Origin of the sequence: Pseudoalteromonas sp. OOF1S-7 (assembly GCF_022347765.1) — a bacterium.
GTDB lineage: Bacteria > Pseudomonadota > Gammaproteobacteria > Enterobacterales > Alteromonadaceae > Pseudoalteromonas.
Window position 1 is genome coordinate 1 of record NZ_JAKRFZ010000006.1, and the last position, 18,459, is coordinate 18,459.

Below are 18,459 nucleotides of genomic sequence, written 5' to 3' on the forward strand. Positions count from 1 at the left end.
TTCGTGGCCAGAGTGTAAGCCATCAGATACAAACTCTTGTGGAAGGGCTCGACTACCTGAACCGAATGAACCTTTGGATCTTGAGCGCTTTTTAGATTTTGAACCAAGTAATTATTATGATGATTATTCGGGTAACTCAGCTGGTAACGCAGGTAATTCGACCAAAGAAGAAAATGAGTGCGGTACAGCTGGAAATCCTGTCAGATATCAGGACGGAGCCAAAGTTGAAGAATTCATCGACTTCGTCGGTAGCGGCACCAATCCAATTTCCATTTCAAGGACGTATGATAATAGTATAGGAGCAACAAGCTTTTGGGAATCTGGCGCTGAATCAAGTGCGTTTGGACGTTACTGGCGCACGTTTCTAAACTTAAAGCTATCTGGCTTTCAAGAGCCTGCCTACCTGATAAATACATATAGCTTTTTCAAAAGACTTGACAATGGGAAATCCGTATATTTTTCTAGTGAAGATGGAGTTAATTACAAGCCGGGAGGAAGGTATAAGAAATATCTTGAGGGTTCTAAATTCGTCAAGAGATCAAATGGTAGCTTTGAATTTACTTCAATTTATGGGAATAAAGAAGTTTATAATTCTAACGGAGAGTTGATCAAGTTCGAAGACGAGAGTGGCGCTGGCTATTATTTAAAGAGAACGTCAGGGAAAATTAAAATTGAAAGCACCAGTGGTAACTACATTACTCTTTTCTTAGATGGTAAAAGAGTGACCAAGTTGGTTGATCAACTTGGTCAGGAATATATCTATAGATACTACGATAACCGAAATGATGGAAATAAAGGTTACTCGCTAAAATCAGTAACATTCCCTGATGGAAATTCAGTAAGTTACACTTATGCTAATTCATCAACTGTGACTGGAAGATATAACTTCGCTAAATTAACCGGTGTTTACTATAATTCAAAGCGTTACTCTTGGTTTGAATATGAAAAAGTTGATACAAAATATAAAGCAACTTCTAGCTCTCATTATGGCGGAATAGACAAGCATAAATTTGAATATAAGGAAAATGGTGTTGTCATTACCAATCCGCTTGGACATAGAGTTGATTATAGTTTCGATAAGGGAAAGGAAAAAGATAAAAAAAGCCTCCCATCAACCTATTGTCCTGGTATGTCTCTAACTAAGACTTACGATAGCAATGGGTTTATTGATACGATAACAAACGAAAATGGTTATGTCACAGATTTTGATTATAACGATGTGGGTGATGTTATTAAAAAGGTTGAGGCGAAAGGTACATCAGAGCAAGCCTCATATGAATACACATGGCTATCAAATGGAAAAATATCATCGGAGGTAGGCCCCAGTTATAAAATAATTTACCAGTATAATAATAAGGGAGAGGTAACAAGACGAGAAAAGAGAGATCTCAACAATAACATCATCCAATATATGGATACGACTTATACTTATCATAGTAATAAACAGGTTAGTTCAATCAAGGTAGTGGCAAGTAAACTGGGTGATTCACCTAGCTGGTACTATTATGATACAAAAGGAAACCTAACCCAAACAATAGAAAAAGGACTTAAAACGACTTATTCCTCCTACGATGCACTTGGCAGAGTTGGCAAGATAGCCTACCCAACTGGTTTGGCTGAGACATTTACTTATTATCCGCGAGGTGAAGTCAAAGCTAAAGTTACTACGGATGGTCAGTCCCAATCTAAGATTGAGTATAAATACAATGTGATGCAACAGGTCACACAAGAAAAACACTCAACCGGATTGGTTATCGATTACACTTACGATCAGGCGTTCAGGCTTACAAAGATCCAAAAAAATAATGGTGATGTGGTCAGTTTTACGCTTGATAAAATGGGTAATGTTCTGTCTCAGCAGTTTTATAAATCATCCAATACCAGCCAAAAGCACAGCATAGCGTCAGCAACTTATGATGAACTTGGAAGAAAGCTCACTGAGTCGCTCAATGGTAAGCTATTACGAGAATATACTTATGATAATATTGGGAACATACTATCCATTGAAGACGCTCATGGTAATATTACCAGCTATACTTATGACGGATTAAATCGGGTTATTGCTGAGTCAGCGCCGGATGGTGGCGTTACTGAACTCGATTATCGTGATGATAAACTTAGTTCTGTCAGGGACGCGCGTTATAACAGAACTACCTATAGCCACAACTCTGATGGTTCAGTAAAGAAAATACAAAGCCCTGATACCGGCTCAACACATTTTTATTACTATGGTAACGGTATGTTGAAGCAAAAAACGGATGCTAAAGGTAATAAAATATATTATTACTATGACGAACACGGTAGGTTAATCCGCTTAAGCGCCAATGGGAAATTGCATCACTTTGAGTACCGTAATGGTTTGTTATCCAAAGTTACTGACCCTTCAGGCTCTACCTCATTTAGCTACAATGGCGCAGGTAACCCCAGATCCCAAACTAATACGATAAGCGGCATAGGTTACAGAACTAGCCAAGATTATGACCAGTATGGCAGGCTTTCAGAAATAACCTATCCAGGTGGGAATAAGGTTATCTATGAGTATAATAAAGACAATTCAGTAAGTCGTGTGCTAGTCAATACGAATGGGACTAATCGTACTCTAATTTCAAATATCTCCTACAATGCTACTGGCGCAAATACTGGGTTTTACTTCGGTAATGGTCTCAAGAGAACTCTAGCCCGGGACGGCGGTAACAGAATCTCCTCAATTAAAACGACAGGGGTGCAGGATTTGACATATGCCTATGGCAAATCTGGATTGATTAGCAGTATTACCAACAAACAGAATACGGATGCTTCACGCAACCTGGGTTATGATAGAGCAAGTCGATTAAGTTCAGAGTTGCAAGGCACAAGCGGCATTGGTAGCACCTATACCTATGATACAGTTGGTAACCGAAAGTCTAGGTCGTCTAAGGGAGAAAAATATTCAGGCTGGCTGGTATTACACGGTTCCGTTTCAACAGTTATCCCATTTATTAATCGAGCAGGGAAAGAAAATGATGTGCTGACTTATGCATCCAGCAACAACCGGTTGAGTAAAGTCACAGGGTCGGGTGGTTCATTTACGCTGAGCTATGATAGTAACGGCAATATTATTGATGACGGTAAACGCAGCTATAGCTATAACAACTTCAACCGTCTCGTCGGTGTGTCAGGTGGCGTGCAATACAAGTACAATGCTTTAGGCTTACGCGTATCTAAAAAGGTTGGCAATACAGAAACCCACTTTATTTACAGCCAAAGCGGGCAGTTAATGGCACAGGGGACTCACAAGCAATATGTTTACCTTAATGGACAAGTTGTTGCCTACATTAACAATGACAAAGTCTATTATGTACACAACGATCATTTGGGTCGCCCGGAGCTGCTTACGAATGCATCAAAGCAGGTAGTCTGGCAGGCTGAACTCTATGCATTCAATCGCAGTGTAATTCTGGATCAAGTTGGCGGCTTCAATATTGGCTTCCCGGGTCAGTACTTCGATTCTGAGAGTGGGTTGTATTACAATATAAATCGGTATTATGATGCTAAAACAGGTCGTTATGTTCAATCTGACCCTATCGGTTTATTGGGGGGAATGAATACCTATGCTTATGTTGATAGCAATCCGACTTCCCGAATTGATCCGTTTGGGCTTGCACAAGTATGTAAACGACCTCTTTCATTTGCTGGAGAGTTTCAGACAAGCGGTGCCACAGGTTTGGATTTAGGAATATTCCATAGACATATATTTTCTGAAGATGGTAGCGGGGAAAATTGGGGGTATACTAAGGGAGGTATGTTTGATGACAATAAGAACAAAAGCAAATATAAGTGTGACTCTAAACGTTATGATGATGAATTAATGAGAAAGGCTGTAAATGATATAAAGCTAAATTATAGTAATGATGGTTATAACGTCATTACCAATAACTGTCAGGACTTTGTTACAGATGCACTAAAAAGGTACGCTCAATTGGAGATGCTTCAAAACATAGTTGGTAATGGTGGTAAATAAAAGTGAACAGAGATTTGTTGAATCATTTAGCAAAAATCCTAATGATTTTATCCGCTTACTTAGTGCTGCTATGTGTGTTGGATTTCGTTTTTGTAGTTTTTTTAGAGCAGAAACAAGGTTGGTATAATAATTTAGCTTTACTAGTGTTTACACTGCCTTTTTTTCTAAGTTTCTATACCTACAACTACGTACGCAAATCTATTTTATTAACAGTAGTTGCTTTTACACTTGGTTTGGTTGTTAGTTACATTGAATTTATGTGGGTGTCAATCGAATTTCATACGCTAATAGGTGGAGATATTTAGTTTTATTCTATTAATTTTTGTATTTGAAAGGCCAGCTATGCTGGCTTTTCTTTTTTGAGCTTGTTAGTTGTGGCTTTTTTTAGAAAATTTTGTCAGGGGTTGTAGATGATTTCAAGGCTGCCACACAAGCAAAAAGCTACTCGGGTCATAAAATGAATTGGCGTCTTATATTGACAGGGCTCAACTGATCCTGGACTGCAAAGTCAGGTGCCTCTTTTCTTGGAGTACGTGCAATGTGGTATAACAACACTCCTGGTGCACCAGATAATATCGAGCTTAAAGGTTCTGACTTACCACTATACAAAACCAAGCCTACTTGCGCTTATTCCTTATCCACCCTAAAATTGCGTCGCCCAGTCATTAAGCAGTGCGTTAATTTTGTCTATCACTCAGTATTTTTCAGAAAGCGGTCCCCTGGCTCGTCACTTTAACGGCTATCAGCCAAGACAACCTCAAATCGATATGGCCGAAGCCATAGATCAGGTGGTCAAAGACGGCGGGCAGTGTGTAGTAGAGGCGGGAACCGGTACGGGTAAGACATTTGCTTATCTGGTTCCGGCACTGTTGAACGATAAAAAGGTGATCATTTCAACCGGCTCAAAGGCGCTGCAGGAGCAGCTGTATCATAGAGATTTACCAGAACTACTCAAAGCGCTTGGTAAAGGCCGTAAGGTTGCTTTATTAAAGGGGCGGGCTAATTATCTGTGTACTTATCGTCTGAATGAGCATGTGGCGCATGTGCCCAGTGACGACCCCGATGTGATGCACCAGCTGGCCATGGTGGCTAAGTTTGCTACTGAAACGCAAAGCGGAGACCTGGCAGACTGTGTAGGCATTGAAGAAGATGCCAAAGTACTGCCTTATGTTAATTCCACCGCGGACAACTGCTTAGGGAAGGACTGCCCTGATTTTGCCGACTGCTATATACGTAAAGCCAGGCTAAAAGCGGCGGAGGCCGATCTGGTTGTGATTAATCATCACTTGTTTTTTGCCGATATGTCAGTCAAAGAGTCGGGGTTTGCGGAGTTAATGCCAACCGCAGATAGCTATATTTTTGATGAAGCGCACCAGCTAGGTGAAATCGCATCCGATTACTTTGGTGAGTCAATCAGTACTAAACAGTTACAAGCACTCATTAATGATTTGCGGCTGATTTACCGAAGTGACATTCCAGACATGTTGCAACTGGGCAAAACACTGAATAAGTTAGAGACCAGTGTCGCTGATCTGCGACTCGTGTTTGGGGGCGATGGTGCACGGGGAGACTGGCGAGAAAAGTTACAGGATAAAGTGATCTGCGATGCGCTGCACAGAGTAATTAGCAATCTGGACTTTTTATATCAGGTGCTCAAGTTGTGCCTTGACCGTTCTGACAAGATAGAACATCCACTGGAGCGGGTTTTATCGTTTAAAGGGCAGTTCGATCGGGCATTTGATGTTACTCAATCGGGCTTTAGTTATTGGTTTGAAACCACCCGACGTTTTCTGACAATTCACATCACGCCGCTGGATGTATCTAATCGATTTAAAGATATAATGGCTAAGAGTGAAGCGAGCTTTGTTTTTACCTCAGCAACTTTGTCGGTCGACAACAGTCTGGCCCATTTTAATACCAGCCTGGGCCTTGAGCCTGATCATCAGGCCATCGTCGACAGCCCATTTGATTACGAATCGCAGGCGGTGCTTTGCCTGCCCCGTTATCTGCCCGAAACCAAAGATGAGCTGATGCCACATGCGCTGGTAAAAATTGCCAAGCAAGTGATCAATGCTGCTAAGGGCCGAACTTTTTTGCTTTTTACCAGTTATCGGGTAATGCACCTAGTTTATGAAGGACTGAACACAGCGACAGAATACCCAGTGTTTATGCAGGGGCAAGCGTCAAAGCGCATCATTCTGGAACAGTTTGTTCGCCACGGTAACGCGGTGCTTATGGGCACCGCATCGTTCTGGGAAGGCGTTGATGTGCGTGGTGATACACTGAGTTGCGTACTTATAGACAAACTTCCGTTTACCTCACCGGATGATCCACTCCTGCAGGCCCGGATGAAAGATGCCCAATTGCAGGACAAAGAACCGTTTGACGAAATTCAACTTCCCCTTGCCGTTATTGCGTTAAAACAGGGCGTCGGGCGTCTCATTCGGGATAACAAAGACAAAGGTGTGCTAATTATTTGCGATAATCGTCTGGTTACGCGAAAATACGGTGAAACCTTTATTAAAAGTTTGCCTCCCATGTCACGTACTCGTGATTTGGATAAGGCGTTGTCATTTTTAGAGAATATTGACCAGCATGAAATATAATTTGCTTGCCCTGGATGCTTCAACAGAAGCTCTGAGCCTGGCGTTGTCGTATAACGGCAACCTTTATCGCCACTTTGAAGAATGCCCTCAACAGCACAGTCAGAAAATATTGCCTCTGATTGAACAATTGTTTGCTGAGGCCGACTGTCAGCTCAAAGATCTGGATGGCCTGGTATTCGGTCGTGGACCAGGTAGTTTTACCGGGGTGCGCATCGGGGTGTCTGTCGCACAAGGTCTGGCGTATTCGGGCAATCTGCAGCTGGCGGGCGTTTCTACTTTGCAGGCCATGGCACAACAGGCTTTCGCACAGACGGATGCCAAGCAGGTCCTTGTTGCCATCGATGCACGGATGGGTGAAGTGTATCTTTGCCATTATACCCGAGGTGAAAATGATCAGGCGGTTGCTTTAGGTGATGAAAGCGTGATCAAACCGGAACTTATTGAAGGGGATTTTGCAGGCGTGCTGGCCGTGGGCACCGGCTGGCAGACTTATTCAGAGGTTGCCGACAAATTAGCACTCGAAGTACATAACGCTATCACCCTACCACATGCCGAGTATATGCTTGAAATTGGCGCTGTGCAGTTTGAATCCGGGCAAGTTGTTAATGCCGCTGATGCTCAGCCTCAGTATGTCAGAGATACAGTGACGTGGAAGAAGTTGCCCGGGCGCGAATAACAGGCTAGTCTTAATAATGGTACAATGGTTTTTTGGTGGTATTGATTGATGAAAATCAACCAGCTTGTTCAGAATCAGGATACTTATCAGCTCAGGCAGTCGGTTGCTAGACCTGCTGCCAGCGAGCCCGTTACGCCCCCCAAACCTACCGCGCAGCTAAAGTTTTCGGATGCTGGCATTGCGCTGGCCCAACAGTACAATGCAGAAAAGCGCGATGTTATCTACGACCAGCCCAATTATAAAACCAGTATCGCTATGCAAGCCTATAGCGCCATTCAAAATCAGGAGCGACGCAGCGAAGTTCAGTCCTTGCTTGGTGTCAGTATTTACGCCTGACAGGGGAGTGACCTCAAAACCCGCGCGCAGTGCTTAATTGTGTTGCCAACAGCCTGTTTGCTTGAATATTTTTCAGCAATAATTTAGTCAATTCATTTGTTTTAATCTGCTTTTGGAGTAATGTTAAAAGAAAAGAACAATTTATGGTCACGAGTTTGCTGAACAGATTTAACCAGTTTGCACTCAAACTTTCTTCAAATACAGTTGTTTTGTCGTTGCGGGAAGGCTACATCGCGCTGATCCCATTTTTCATTGTTGCCTCTGTTATCACTTTGTTAAATCAGTGGCTTGGAGATGACTTACACAAGTTAAAGTATCAGGCGCTGGGAGACTTCAATACTCTGGTGTGGGGGATATTTCCGTTATTAACGCTCATCTCTTTTAGCTATTACCTGTCTAAAAACCTTAAAATACACACCATCGCTGGCCCTGTCTTAGTGCTTGCCTGCTTTACTGCAACCACAGGCTATATCGAAATCAGTCAGGGCACCCTGAGCATAGTGCATCGCAACGGCATGCTGTATTCGTTGCTTATGCCAGTTTTGTGCTGTTATTTGCTGGCTTATATTGAGCGAATACGCTGGCTAAGGCTGGTCGGGATAAGCTCTATCAGCCTGTTTTTACGCAAACACCTGAATCTGATCATTCCTTATATTCTGGTTACGGCGATAATACTGCTGGTGATCCCGCTCCTGGATCATTTTACCGGCCAACTTCATAGTACCTTAAAGGTACTGAACCCGACCTGGAATGTATTCGAGAAAATTTCAGCGCAGCTGATTTTTTCACATTTATTATGGTTTATCGGTGTCCATGGCGACAATACTTATCACCTTCTGGTATCGGGAGAGTTAACCGATTATCTGGTATTACCTCAGCTTTCGAGTTATGACTTCTATACTTGCTTTGTGATTATTGGCGGGACTGGCTGCATCTGGGGGCTGATCATTGCGTCAATACTGCTTAAGAATGCGCGTCACGAGCGAAGTATTGCCATGATCGCATCGCCACTTGCACTCTTTAATATCAGTGAGGTTATGCTCTATGCATTGCCTATTGTATTTAACCCCTACTTATTGATCCCATTTTTGCTCAGCCCGTTGCTGAATGCGCTGATAGCGTATGGGTGTATTTCAACGGGGGTGATTACTCTGGACCCGGCAATAGATATTCCCTGGTTTACGCCGGTGTTTGTCAGTGGCTGGTTGCTGACGCAGAGTGTAAGCGGAATTTTACTTCAGGTTTTACTGATTACGCTGAATGCCTGCCTTTACTATCCATTTTTGAAATTCAACCGGGACCATAACTTATCAGGAAAGGCACTAGATGTGCTACTCAAGCGATTTACCACCGGAAGGCTGATAGAGGCGGGGGCGGAAAGTTCTTATACCCGTTCCCAACGCGAAGAGCAGATCAATGTACACAGCCTGAAGGAAGTTACTGATGCACTGAATCGAGGTGAGCTAATGCTGTTTTATCAGCCGAAGCTAAACCCATACACCAAAGAGGTGGTTGGGTTTGAAGCCTTACTCAGGCTAAAAGACGCCGATGGCCATGTGCAGGGCCCTTGGTTTTTAGCTACGCTGGAGCAACACGCTCTATTACACATCATTGATAACTTTGTAATAGACCAGCTTGAGGTGGACCTCGAGCACTTTGCCCGGGAAGGGTTCAGGCCCAAAGTGAGCTTTAATATCTCACCACAAAACTTACTGACCGGAGGTTACAAACGCATTGTAAAGGCTTTTGCGGATTACCCAGGTCAGGTGGAAGTTGAACTGCTTGAATCCAGTTACATAGAGGATTTTAATCGGACCGTCGATGTGGTTAATTTATTGCGGGCGCACCAAATTGCCTGTGCAATGGATGATTTTGGTACCGGGTACTCCTGCCTTTCCGTGTTATCTAAGCTCAACATAGATACCATAAAACTGGACAGAAGCCTGCTGCCAGAGAGCTACAACCGCAAGTCGGTGTCTTTATATACCAACCTCTCAGAGATGATAGCTAAGCTGGGTTTTCGGCTGGTGGCAGAAGGTGTTGAGACAAAGGAAGAAGAAAACCTGGTAAAGCAGTCACAGGTGGATTGTGTTCAGGGGTTTTTATATTACAAAGCTATGCCCATAGAAGAAGCGATGAGCCTATTGCAAAACCAGGAGGATGCAAACCAGCAGCAAGAAGCCATTGATCCGTCGATGTAAATGAGCGGGCCTGAAGTGTGACCCGCTACCGAGTTGTATTAGTACTCGATATAAGAAATAAGCTTATCCGCAATTTGTGTATTATTCAAAGAGCCTATAAATGCATCTCGTCCATCACCATAGGCAAAAATCTGGACATCGATTGCTGTGTGACCTTTGGTTGTCCAACCGGTAAAGCTGGCGTCATTGATGAGTTTATTGGCAGCTTTATACAAAGCTTCTTTTGAATCCTTTTGCGCGCCTGCTAGCGCTTTTTCAGTATCTTTATCAAATGGCAAGCCGGTAAACTGAGTCCAGGCCTTCGCCATTTGGGCAGATTTTACGTCATAAAGTGTATTGGTAAGCTCTTTGACTGACGTTTTTACATTTGCAACGAGCTCAGTCTTCCACTGATAAACCCCATTGCTACCTAAAGTCAGGCCACCGGTGGAGTGATCTGCGGTGACAACCAATAAAGTGTCAGGGTTTGCATCGATATACGCTTTAGCGACTTTAATCGCCCCCGCAAAATCGTCCATCTCTTTCATTGCACAAGCGATATCGTTGGCATGGCCACACCAGTCTATCTGGCTGCCTTCAATCATGACGAAGAAGCCTTTGTCTTGATGTTTGTCTAGCAACTCCAGTGACTTTCTGGTCATGGTGGTTAATCGCTTTGGTTCATCACTGTCAATCGCATGAGGAAAAGCGACTTCTGCAAACAGACCCAGTGCGGGCAAGTTGTTCAGTGAGTCAAGGTGACTGAATTGGTCTACATATTGATAACCTGCCTTTTTAAACTCACTGACCAGGTTGCGGTCTTCGCGAATAAAGTACTTAGTGCCACCACCTAGCATTAAGTCGATAGGCAGCTTACCAGCAATCTTGTTATCTATATAATCGTTTGCGATTTCATCATAATTACGACGTGATTCATTGTGTGCCGCAAAGCTTGCTGGTGTGGCATGGTTTATTTGTGATGTAGCGACCAATGCCGTGGTCATGCCTTGCTCTTTGGCTATCTCCAGCATGGTTTTGAGTGATTGCTTGTGCGTATCTACCGCGATGGCACCGTTGTAACTTTTGGAGGCGGTACTGAGTGCCGTGGCGCCGGCCGCGCTGTCTGTTACAACGGTATCATCGTCAGGGTAGGTATGTGCCATGCCTACCAGAATTGAATCAAATACTGTCGGCTCAACCATCTTGGTGGTTTTATCGTCTTGCATATAGCGATAAGCGGTGGTGAAAGCTGGCCCCATGCCGTCGCCAATCATGTAAATGATGTTTTTTGGTGCCGCGAATGCTGAATTTGACAAGGTGCAGCCCAATGCAAACGCGAGGGCACTCAATTTACGTGTCATAGATGATCCTTAATTTTCCCGTATGTGTGCTCGTCTTTGTGCGGAGTAAATCATTGTCAGAATTATGATTTGTGCTATGCACACGAGCCAGAATGCGTAGAATATTAATGTAATACGTTCAATAAGAATATGAATTTATGTTGACTGCTAATAAAAATAAGATAAAACAAGGGAAAGTAGACGGTTTTGCCTATCAGGAAATTGGCCAGGGCCCGCAAACTGTACTGATGCTGCATGGCTGGCAGGACAATAGCAATAGCTTTTTGCCTGTGTTGGAAAACCTTACCGATGACGCGCTGGAAGCTTATAGGTTCATTGCGCTGGACTTTCCAGGTCATGGTAAGTCGGCCTGGCGAAGTGTTGATGCGTATTATTATTTTGTCGAATATGTGTATGATATTCTGAGTTTTCTTCGTGTAATGCATATAGAATATTGCAACATTGTAGGTCATTCCATGGGGGCATTGGTGGGTGGGCTATTTACCAGTTTGTACAAAGAGAAAGTGAATACACTGACACTGATTGATGGTATTGGTCTATTATATCAAAGCAATAAGAATGCTAAGCAACAGTTGCTTAGAGCGTTTTCTGCGCGTGAAGCAAATGAGCAGATTTATGATGCAACAATGCGTTTGTTTGCCGATAAACAAGCTATTATCAGCGCTCGGGTCAAAGTGAGCGATTTCAGTGAAGAAATTGCTGCTATATTAATGGAGCGGAACATCGAGGAACTTGAGAAGGGCGCACGCTTAACGACGGACCCTAAATTGAAACTTCCGTCAACAACGCGCTTTTCGCAAGCTCAGGCGTATTCTTTGTTGCAAGATGTTGAAACACCCACTTTAGCAATAATGGGAACGTCCGGTTACGCGCAAATGAAACACAGTTTGGGTCAATTTTCTGAGTGTTTTAAAGAGTTTACAAGTACCGAAGTGGCAGGTGGACACCATTGCCATATGGAAAATCCGGAGCAAGTGTTAGAGAAGATCTTAACGCATATAAAGCATCCGAACGTTTCCTGATTGTATATTTGTGTCAAATGTGGGACTATCCCAGCTTTAGAGTATTTACTCAATTGTTTGTGTACCTTAATTATATTAAGGTAAGACCAATATAAAAAATAACGAGAACACAGGAGCTAAGAGTGGAAAAAATCTGGTTAAAGCGCTACCCCGAAGGGATGCCTGAAACAATCGACCCAGAACACTACAACTCGCTGCTTGAATTATTCGACAACAGTTTTAGAGAGTTTGCTCAGTTACCAGCATATAGTAACATGGGCAAAACAATGACTTACCAACAAGTTGATGAAGCAACCAAGGCAGTTGCCAGTTACATTCAAAACACCCTAAAGTTAGGTAAAGGGGACAAAGTAGCGGTAATGATGCCCAACCTGCTACAAACACCTGTAACTATTTTAGGTGTACTGCGAGCCGGCTGTACGGTTGTTAATGTCAACCCTTTGTACACGGTACGAGAGCTTGAACATCAGCTCAATGATTCAGAAGCGAAAGCAATCTTCATATTGGCAAATTTTGCAAACACACTCCAGAAGGCATTGCCTACAACGGGTGTTAAGCACATAGTTGTAACACAAATTGGTGACATGCTGGGTGGTTTCAAAAAGCATTTGGTCAATTTCGTCGTTAAAAAACTGAAGAAAATGGTACCAGAATACGACTTGCCTAATGCACAACCCTTTGCACATGCGATAAGCGCCGATCCGGGTCTGTATGAAGTGCCAGAGATAAACCTTACGGATCTCGCATTTTTACAATATACGGGTGGTACAACGGGTGTATCAAAGGGGGCTATGCTGACCCATGGCAACATGGTTGCCAACCTAGAGCAGGTATCAGGGTGTCTTGATAAGGTGCTTGATAAAGGTCGTGAAGTCGTCATTACTGCACTACCGCTTTACCATATCTTCGCATTGACAGCGAATTGTCTAACTTTCATGAAGTATGGCGGTCATAATATTTTGATCACGAACCCTCGCGACATGCCGGGGTTTGTTAAAGAACTGGCAAAATACCCGTTTACGGCCATCACAGGCGTAAATACCTTATTCAATGGCTTATTAAATACACCAGGGTTCTCTGAGTTGGACTTTTCTACTTTGAAAATGTCACTTGGCGGTGGTATGGCTGTGCAGCGACCTGTTGCAGAGCGTTGGCAGAAGGTCACAAAGAGTAAACTGATGGAGGGCTACGGTCTGACGGAGTGTGCGCCTTTAGTAACAATTTGCCCCTGGGATCTGGATGGTTATAACGGCTCCATTGGTTTACCGGCACCAAGCACCGACCTGAAGGTTATCAATGATCAGGGTGAAGAAATGCCAAAAGGTGAACCTGGTGAGTTGTGTGTTAAAGGCCCTCAGGTGATGGCTGGTTATTATAACCGTCCTGATGCAACGGCAGAGTGCCTGCAAGATGGCTGGTTTGCAACCGGTGATATAGCCATTTATGATGATGAAGGCTTTTTCTACATCGTTGATCGTAAAAAAGACATGATCCTGGTATCTGGCTTTAACGTGTTCCCCAACGAGATTGAAGAAGTGGTCGCTATGCACGAAGGTGTGCTGGAAGTCGCCGCGGTTGGTGTGCCACATGAAGTCAGTGGTGAGCAGGTTAAAGTTTTTGTTGTACGAAAGGATCCATCTTTGACAGAAAAAGATATAATAAAACATTGTCGCGACAAGCTAACCAATTATAAAGTCCCTAAATTGGTCGAATTCAGAGATGAATTGCCTAAGACCAATGTCGGCAAAATATTGCGTAGGGCATTAAAGTAAAAAGAAACCGGCGAAAGCCGGTTTTTTATAGGGAGTAAATGTGCAGTATCAATTTATCCAACAACAAAATGAGCTCGACGCTTTCATAACAAAGATATCGGATAGTACCGTGCTGGCGATTGACACCGAGTTTATGCGCCGCAGGACTTTGTACCCGGAGATTGCTTTGATCCAAGTTTATGATGGGGTACATCTAGCCTTGATTGACCCTCTGAGCGAAATCGACTTTTCTAGGTTGTGGCATTTACTTCGCGATGAACGGATTGTAAAAGTGTTGCATTCGCCTTCTGAGGATATTGAAGTGTTCCAAAAATTCGCAGGTTTTGTGCCAACGCCTTTGTTTGACACACAATTTGCGCTGCAGTTACTTGGCGAAGGAAATTGCGTGGGATTTGCCAATATGGTTAAGGCAATGCTTGATATTGAGCTAGACAAGAGTATGTCCAGAACAGACTGGCTTAAGCGCCCGTTGCAGGCGAGTCAACTTGAGTATGCTGCGGCGGACGTCTTTTATCTTTTGCCCTGCTATCAGACTATTAACAAAAAGATTGCTGAAAAGGGGCTGTCGGAAATCGTTACCTGTGAATCCCAACTCATCGCACAGAAGCGCGCATTTAGAACGCCGGACCACTATCTCTACCTGAACATTAAAAACGTCTGGCAGTTAAAGCCTCGCGACCTTGCTGTCTTAAGAGCACTTGCCAGCTGGCGACAGAAAAAAGCGGAAAAAAAGAATCTGGCTCTCAATTTTGTGTTAAAAGAGCATAACATGGTCGAGATAGCAAAGCGCAGGCCTGCTTCTTTAAATAGCCTTCGAAATATTCCTGGTGTAGAACCAATGGAGGTAAATCGCTCAGGCAAAGAAATACTCGCCTGTATTGAAGCCGGGAAAGCTGTGCCAGAAGCAGAGTTACCAGTGCGAGTACAACGACTGATAGACTATCCTGGTTACAAAGGCGCAGCGAAGGAAATAAAACATGCCATTGCTGACGTTGCCAAAGAAAAGGGGATTCCTCTGGACGTATTCGCATCGAAAAAGCAGATCAATCAGGTGATAGGCTGGAACTGGAAGTTAGATGAGCAGCAGAGAAAGACATTCCTGAAGCCGGATTTATTCCTGGGCTGGCGTCATACTATGCTTAAAGATGCGCTATCGAAGTGGCAAGTGACCTAGAAAATAAAAAAAACGCCGCATATTGTGCGGCGTATTCATTTAGACATTATTTCTGTTCGTCGTCCGGGAGCGTCACATTGAGCTCCAGCACAGCCAAATCGTCTTCATTTTGTTCAAACTGAACATTGACTGCGTCAGAGTCAACTTTGACATACTTACGGATCACTTCCAATATGTCTTGCTTCAACTGAGGCAGATAATCGGGGGTGCCACGCTTAGAGCGCTCATGGGCAACGATTATTTGTAGCCGCTCTTTAGCCAGCGATGCGCTGGACTTTTTCTCGGATCGAAAATAATCAAGTAAAGACACATTAACCTCCAAAAATCCGCTTTAGCAATCCTTTCTTTTCAACATTCAAAAACCTGAAGTCGACGATTTCACCCAGTAAACGATTGATGGCATCGCTGTACGCCTGACCTGCGTCCGACTCTGTATCGAGGATCACAGGTTGTCCTGAGTTAGATGCATTTAACACAGCTTTAGACTCAGGGATGACGCCGAGTAAATCGATAGCCAGAATTTCCTGGACATCTTCGACCGATAACATGTCACCGCTTTCGACCCGCTCTGGGTTATAACGAGTTAGCAACAAGTGCTCCTTGACCGGCTCAAGACCATCTTCTGCACGTTTTGATTTGCTTTGCAAAATGCCCAAGATGCGATCTGAATCACGTACCGAGGACACTTCCGGGTTGGTTGTGACAATTGCCTCATCAGCGAAGTACAGGGCCATCATTGCGCCAGCTTCAATACCGGCAGGCGAATCGCATATGATGAAATCGAAGTCTTCCGACATCTCTTTCAAAACTCGCTCAACCCCTTCTTTGGTCAGGGCATCTTTGTCGCGAGTTTGTGATGCAGGCAAAATATAGAGTTTCTCAACGCGCTTATCTTTTATCAGTGCCTGATTCAGATTGGCTTCGCCATTGATGACGTTGACAAAGTCATAGACTACGCGACGCTCACAGCCCATGATGAGATCTAAGTTACGCAGGCCAATATCAAAGTCGATAATGGCCGTTTTGTATCCTTTAAGTGCCAGACCTGTGCCGATCGCTGCACTTGATGTGGTTTTACCTACACCACCTTTACCTGAAGTTACGACAATAATCTTTGCCATCTGAATTATCCTTTGACCAATGCTGTTAATTCTAATGATTCGTTATTTTGTGAAATCTGGCAGGCTTTGCCCCAGTGTTCCCCTTGCAAAGAGTCACTGATCCAATAACTGCCGCCGACTGAAACAAGTTCTGCTTCGAGTTTTTGGCAGTAAATACTCGCCTCATGATTTCCTTGCGCACCAGCGATAGCACGCCCTCTGAGCGTGCCATAAATGTGAATATTGCCATCGGCAATGACCTCTGCACCATGACTGACAGCACCCAGTACAATGAGATCCCGGTCCTTCGCATAAATTTGTTGTCCGGAACGTACTGTGCTGTTTATGACCTGAGCGCCGAGATAAACTTCTTTTTCTACGACTTGTGTTTCAGGACTCTCCTGAGTGACAGGTTTAACGTCTTTAGTGTAGTTGAGTACAGACAAGCCGATTTCTTTTGCCTCAGCATTGTGCTGCTCTGTACCATTACATATACCAACTGGGTTTAATGCCAACTCTGCAAGGATGCGTTTTAAATCGCTGAGCACAATACTCTGCTCCTGGACGTCGGCAAGATTGATGACGATAGGCGCTCCTTTAAAAAACTTAGGAGCCTGGGAAATTTTATCACTCAGTTGCTGTTTTACATGGCCAAGGTTGGCATCGAAGAGGTGTAAAACTGAGAGAGTAAACAGGTTTCCCTTCAATTCAAAAGACTGTGTAGACATAAGCGCTCAATACCAGTGCGAACTCTGATTAATATTGTTCTGACCCCGTACATCTGTACGTTTGAGAGTCGCAAAACTTTCCAAATATTATATAGGTCATGGTATAGTGCTGCTCTCAGATTAGCAAGATTTTATAGGGTTATAATGCTAGCCGCAGTATATAAAAGTAGTAAAAAAGCCGATACCTATCTTTTTATTGAGAAACGAGACGATTTTAGCAAAGTCCCTGACCCTTTAATGGCTACTTTTGGTACGCCAATATTCGTAATCATTGTGGATTTAGCAAAGCGCACTAAGCTTGGGGTTGCTGATTTAAGTAATGTTAAGCAAAAATTAATCGACGATGGGTTTTATTTGCAGCTGCCACCTCCACAAGAAAATCTTCTGGATGAATTAAAAAGACAAAACGGAGTAAAAAGTGACTAAAACACTATCCGCCTTATTAGTATCCTTATGTCTGGCATCGCAAACTGTTAAAGCAGATGATCAGGCGCGCTTCGACAGCTATGTTGAAGTCTTGAAGGCTGAAGCCCTGGAGCGGGGTTACACACCCGCTCTGATTGACAAGGCGTTCAGTACCGTCAAATTCAAAAAGAAAGTGATCAAACAGGATAAGAACCAGCCAGAAATTGTCGAAACTCTGGAAACTTATTTACCTAAGCGGGTGCCCGACTGGAAAGTTCAGCGCGCACGTAAGCTCTACAAAGAAAACAAAAAACTGCTGGACAAAATCACTCAGGACTTTGGTGTACAAGGTCGTTTCATTGTCGCTTTATGGGGACTTGAGAGTAGCTTTGGTCGGGTGCAGGGGGGTTACCCTGTGATAAGCTCACTGGTGACGTTGGCATTTGACGGTCGTCGCGAAGCGCTTTATAAACGACAATTATGGGCTGCATTGGATATCCTCAAAGATGGTCATGTAAATATTGACGATTTTAAAGGCTCGTGGGCCGGCGCCATGGGACAGTCGCAGTTTATGCCAACTTCCTTCAATTCTTATGCCGTTGATTATAATAACGATGGTAAAAAGGACATCTGGACCAGCAAGGAAGATGCTTTGGCTTCCATTGCAAACTATCTGAAAAGTGTTGGCTGGAATGACAATTTGACCTGGGGTCGTCAGGTACAGCTTCCAGATAATTTCCCAAGTCAATACGTACTGAAGCGTGGCTCTAAAAATCATAAGCAATGGCTTGAATTCTGGCGCGACTCCGAACGAACGCTCGAAGAGTGGCAAAATCTTGGCGTCAGGCGTACAGATGGCACTGACTTACCTAAGGTAAATATTAGTGCCGCGCTGGTAATGCCGGACGATATGAATGGTCGTATGTATCTGGCCTACAACAACTACAAAGCGTTGATGAACTGGAACCGAAGCTACTATTTCGCAACCAGTGTAGGGTATTTATCCGATCGCATAGGCTACCCGAAAATCTAGTCGTTCAGATAACAAGCAAAAATAAAAAAGGCAGCGTGCGGGCTGCCTTTTTGGTTGGGCTAATGC

14 protein-coding genes are annotated in these 18,459 nt (G+C 43.7%); 10 read left to right on the forward strand and 4 right to left on the reverse strand.

Annotated features, from left to right (window positions below; genetic code table 11):
- Positions 1-73 precede the first annotated feature (73 nt).
- The 5 genes from MHN33_RS10635 (at position 74) to MHN33_RS10655 (ending at position 9,819) form a co-directional block, all read left to right on the forward strand.
- Positions 74-4,000 carry an RHS repeat-associated core domain-containing protein gene (locus MHN33_RS10635; protein ID WP_239397914.1) on the forward strand — a complete coding sequence of 1,309 codons (3,927 nt, stop codon included), beginning with the start codon at positions 74-76 and terminating at the stop codon, positions 3,998-4,000.
- Positions 4,001-4,767: 767 nt separating this feature from the next.
- Positions 4,768-6,606, forward strand: a complete 1,839-nt coding sequence (locus MHN33_RS10640) for an ATP-dependent DNA helicase (RefSeq protein WP_239398124.1) — start codon at positions 4,768-4,770, stop codon at positions 6,604-6,606.
- A complete protein-coding gene (gene tsaB, locus MHN33_RS10645) occupies positions 6,596-7,282 on the forward strand; it encodes a tRNA (adenosine(37)-N6)-threonylcarbamoyltransferase complex dimerization subunit type 1 TsaB (protein WP_239397915.1) in 687 nt (228 codons plus the stop codon). The genes MHN33_RS10640 and tsaB overlap by 11 nt, the downstream gene beginning before the upstream one ends.
- 48 nt (positions 7,283-7,330) lie before the next feature.
- Entirely contained in the window at positions 7,331-7,618 is a 288-nt protein-coding gene (locus MHN33_RS10650) for a hypothetical protein (RefSeq protein ID WP_239397916.1), read from the forward strand.
- Positions 7,619-7,761: 143 nt separating this feature from the next.
- Positions 7,762-9,819 (forward strand): EAL domain-containing protein, encoded by a 2,058-nt coding sequence (locus MHN33_RS10655; protein ID WP_239397917.1) that lies wholly within the window; start codon positions 7,762-7,764, stop codon positions 9,817-9,819.
- Between the two features lie 38 nt (positions 9,820-9,857).
- On the opposite strand, the gene MHN33_RS10660 is transcribed toward MHN33_RS10655, so the two are convergent.
- Positions 9,858-11,159 carry an alkaline phosphatase gene (locus MHN33_RS10660; RefSeq protein WP_239397918.1) on the reverse strand — a complete coding sequence of 434 codons (1,302 nt, stop codon included), beginning with the start codon at positions 11,157-11,159 and terminating at the stop codon, positions 9,858-9,860.
- 137 nt (positions 11,160-11,296) lie between these two features.
- Here MHN33_RS10660 and MHN33_RS10665 point away from each other — a divergent pair, with 137 nt between their 5' ends.
- The 3 genes from MHN33_RS10665 (at position 11,297) to rnd (ending at position 15,127) form a co-directional block, all read left to right on the forward strand.
- Positions 11,297-12,181, forward strand: a complete 885-nt coding sequence (locus MHN33_RS10665) for an alpha/beta hydrolase (RefSeq protein ID WP_239397919.1) — start codon at positions 11,297-11,299, stop codon at positions 12,179-12,181.
- Positions 12,182-12,303: 122 nt separating this feature from the next.
- On the forward strand, positions 12,304-13,953 hold the full coding sequence (fadD, locus tag MHN33_RS10670) for a long-chain-fatty-acid--CoA ligase FadD (protein WP_239397920.1): 1,650 nt from the start codon (positions 12,304-12,306) through the stop codon (positions 13,951-13,953).
- Between the two features lie 40 nt (positions 13,954-13,993).
- Positions 13,994-15,127, forward strand: coding sequence for a ribonuclease D (gene rnd / locus MHN33_RS10675; RefSeq protein ID WP_239397921.1), 1,134 nt, complete (start codon positions 13,994-13,996; stop codon positions 15,125-15,127).
- A 46-nt stretch (positions 15,128-15,173) separates the two neighbouring features.
- Here the strand turns inward: rnd and minE are convergent, their stop codons facing one another.
- The 3 genes from minE to minC are packed head-to-tail and all read right to left on the reverse strand — an operon-like array spanning position 15,174 to position 16,955.
- A complete protein-coding gene (gene minE, locus MHN33_RS10680) occupies positions 15,174-15,437 on the reverse strand; it encodes a cell division topological specificity factor MinE (RefSeq protein WP_010381216.1) in 264 nt (87 codons plus the stop codon).
- Position 15,438: 1 nt separating this feature from the next.
- Positions 15,439-16,248, reverse strand: coding sequence for a septum site-determining protein MinD (gene minD, locus MHN33_RS10685; RefSeq protein WP_054016622.1), 810 nt, complete (start codon positions 16,246-16,248; stop codon positions 15,439-15,441).
- Positions 16,249-16,253: 5 nt separating this feature from the next.
- The gene (gene minC / locus MHN33_RS10690; protein WP_239397922.1) at positions 16,254-16,955 is read right to left on the reverse strand and encodes a septum site-determining protein MinC; all 702 of its coding nucleotides are present in this window, start codon (positions 16,953-16,955) and stop codon (positions 16,254-16,256) included.
- A 144-nt stretch (positions 16,956-17,099) separates the two neighbouring features.
- Here minC and MHN33_RS10695 point away from each other — a divergent pair, with 144 nt between their 5' ends.
- Both MHN33_RS10695 and MHN33_RS10700 read left to right on the forward strand, forming a co-directional pair.
- Positions 17,100-17,381 carry a YcgL domain-containing protein gene (locus MHN33_RS10695; protein WP_054016620.1) on the forward strand — a complete coding sequence of 94 codons (282 nt, stop codon included), beginning with the start codon at positions 17,100-17,102 and terminating at the stop codon, positions 17,379-17,381.
- Positions 17,374-18,393 (forward strand): lytic murein transglycosylase, encoded by a 1,020-nt coding sequence (locus MHN33_RS10700; RefSeq protein ID WP_239397923.1) that lies wholly within the window; start codon positions 17,374-17,376, stop codon positions 18,391-18,393. The genes MHN33_RS10695 and MHN33_RS10700 overlap by 8 nt, the downstream gene beginning before the upstream one ends.
- Positions 18,394-18,459: the final 66 nt, after the last annotated feature.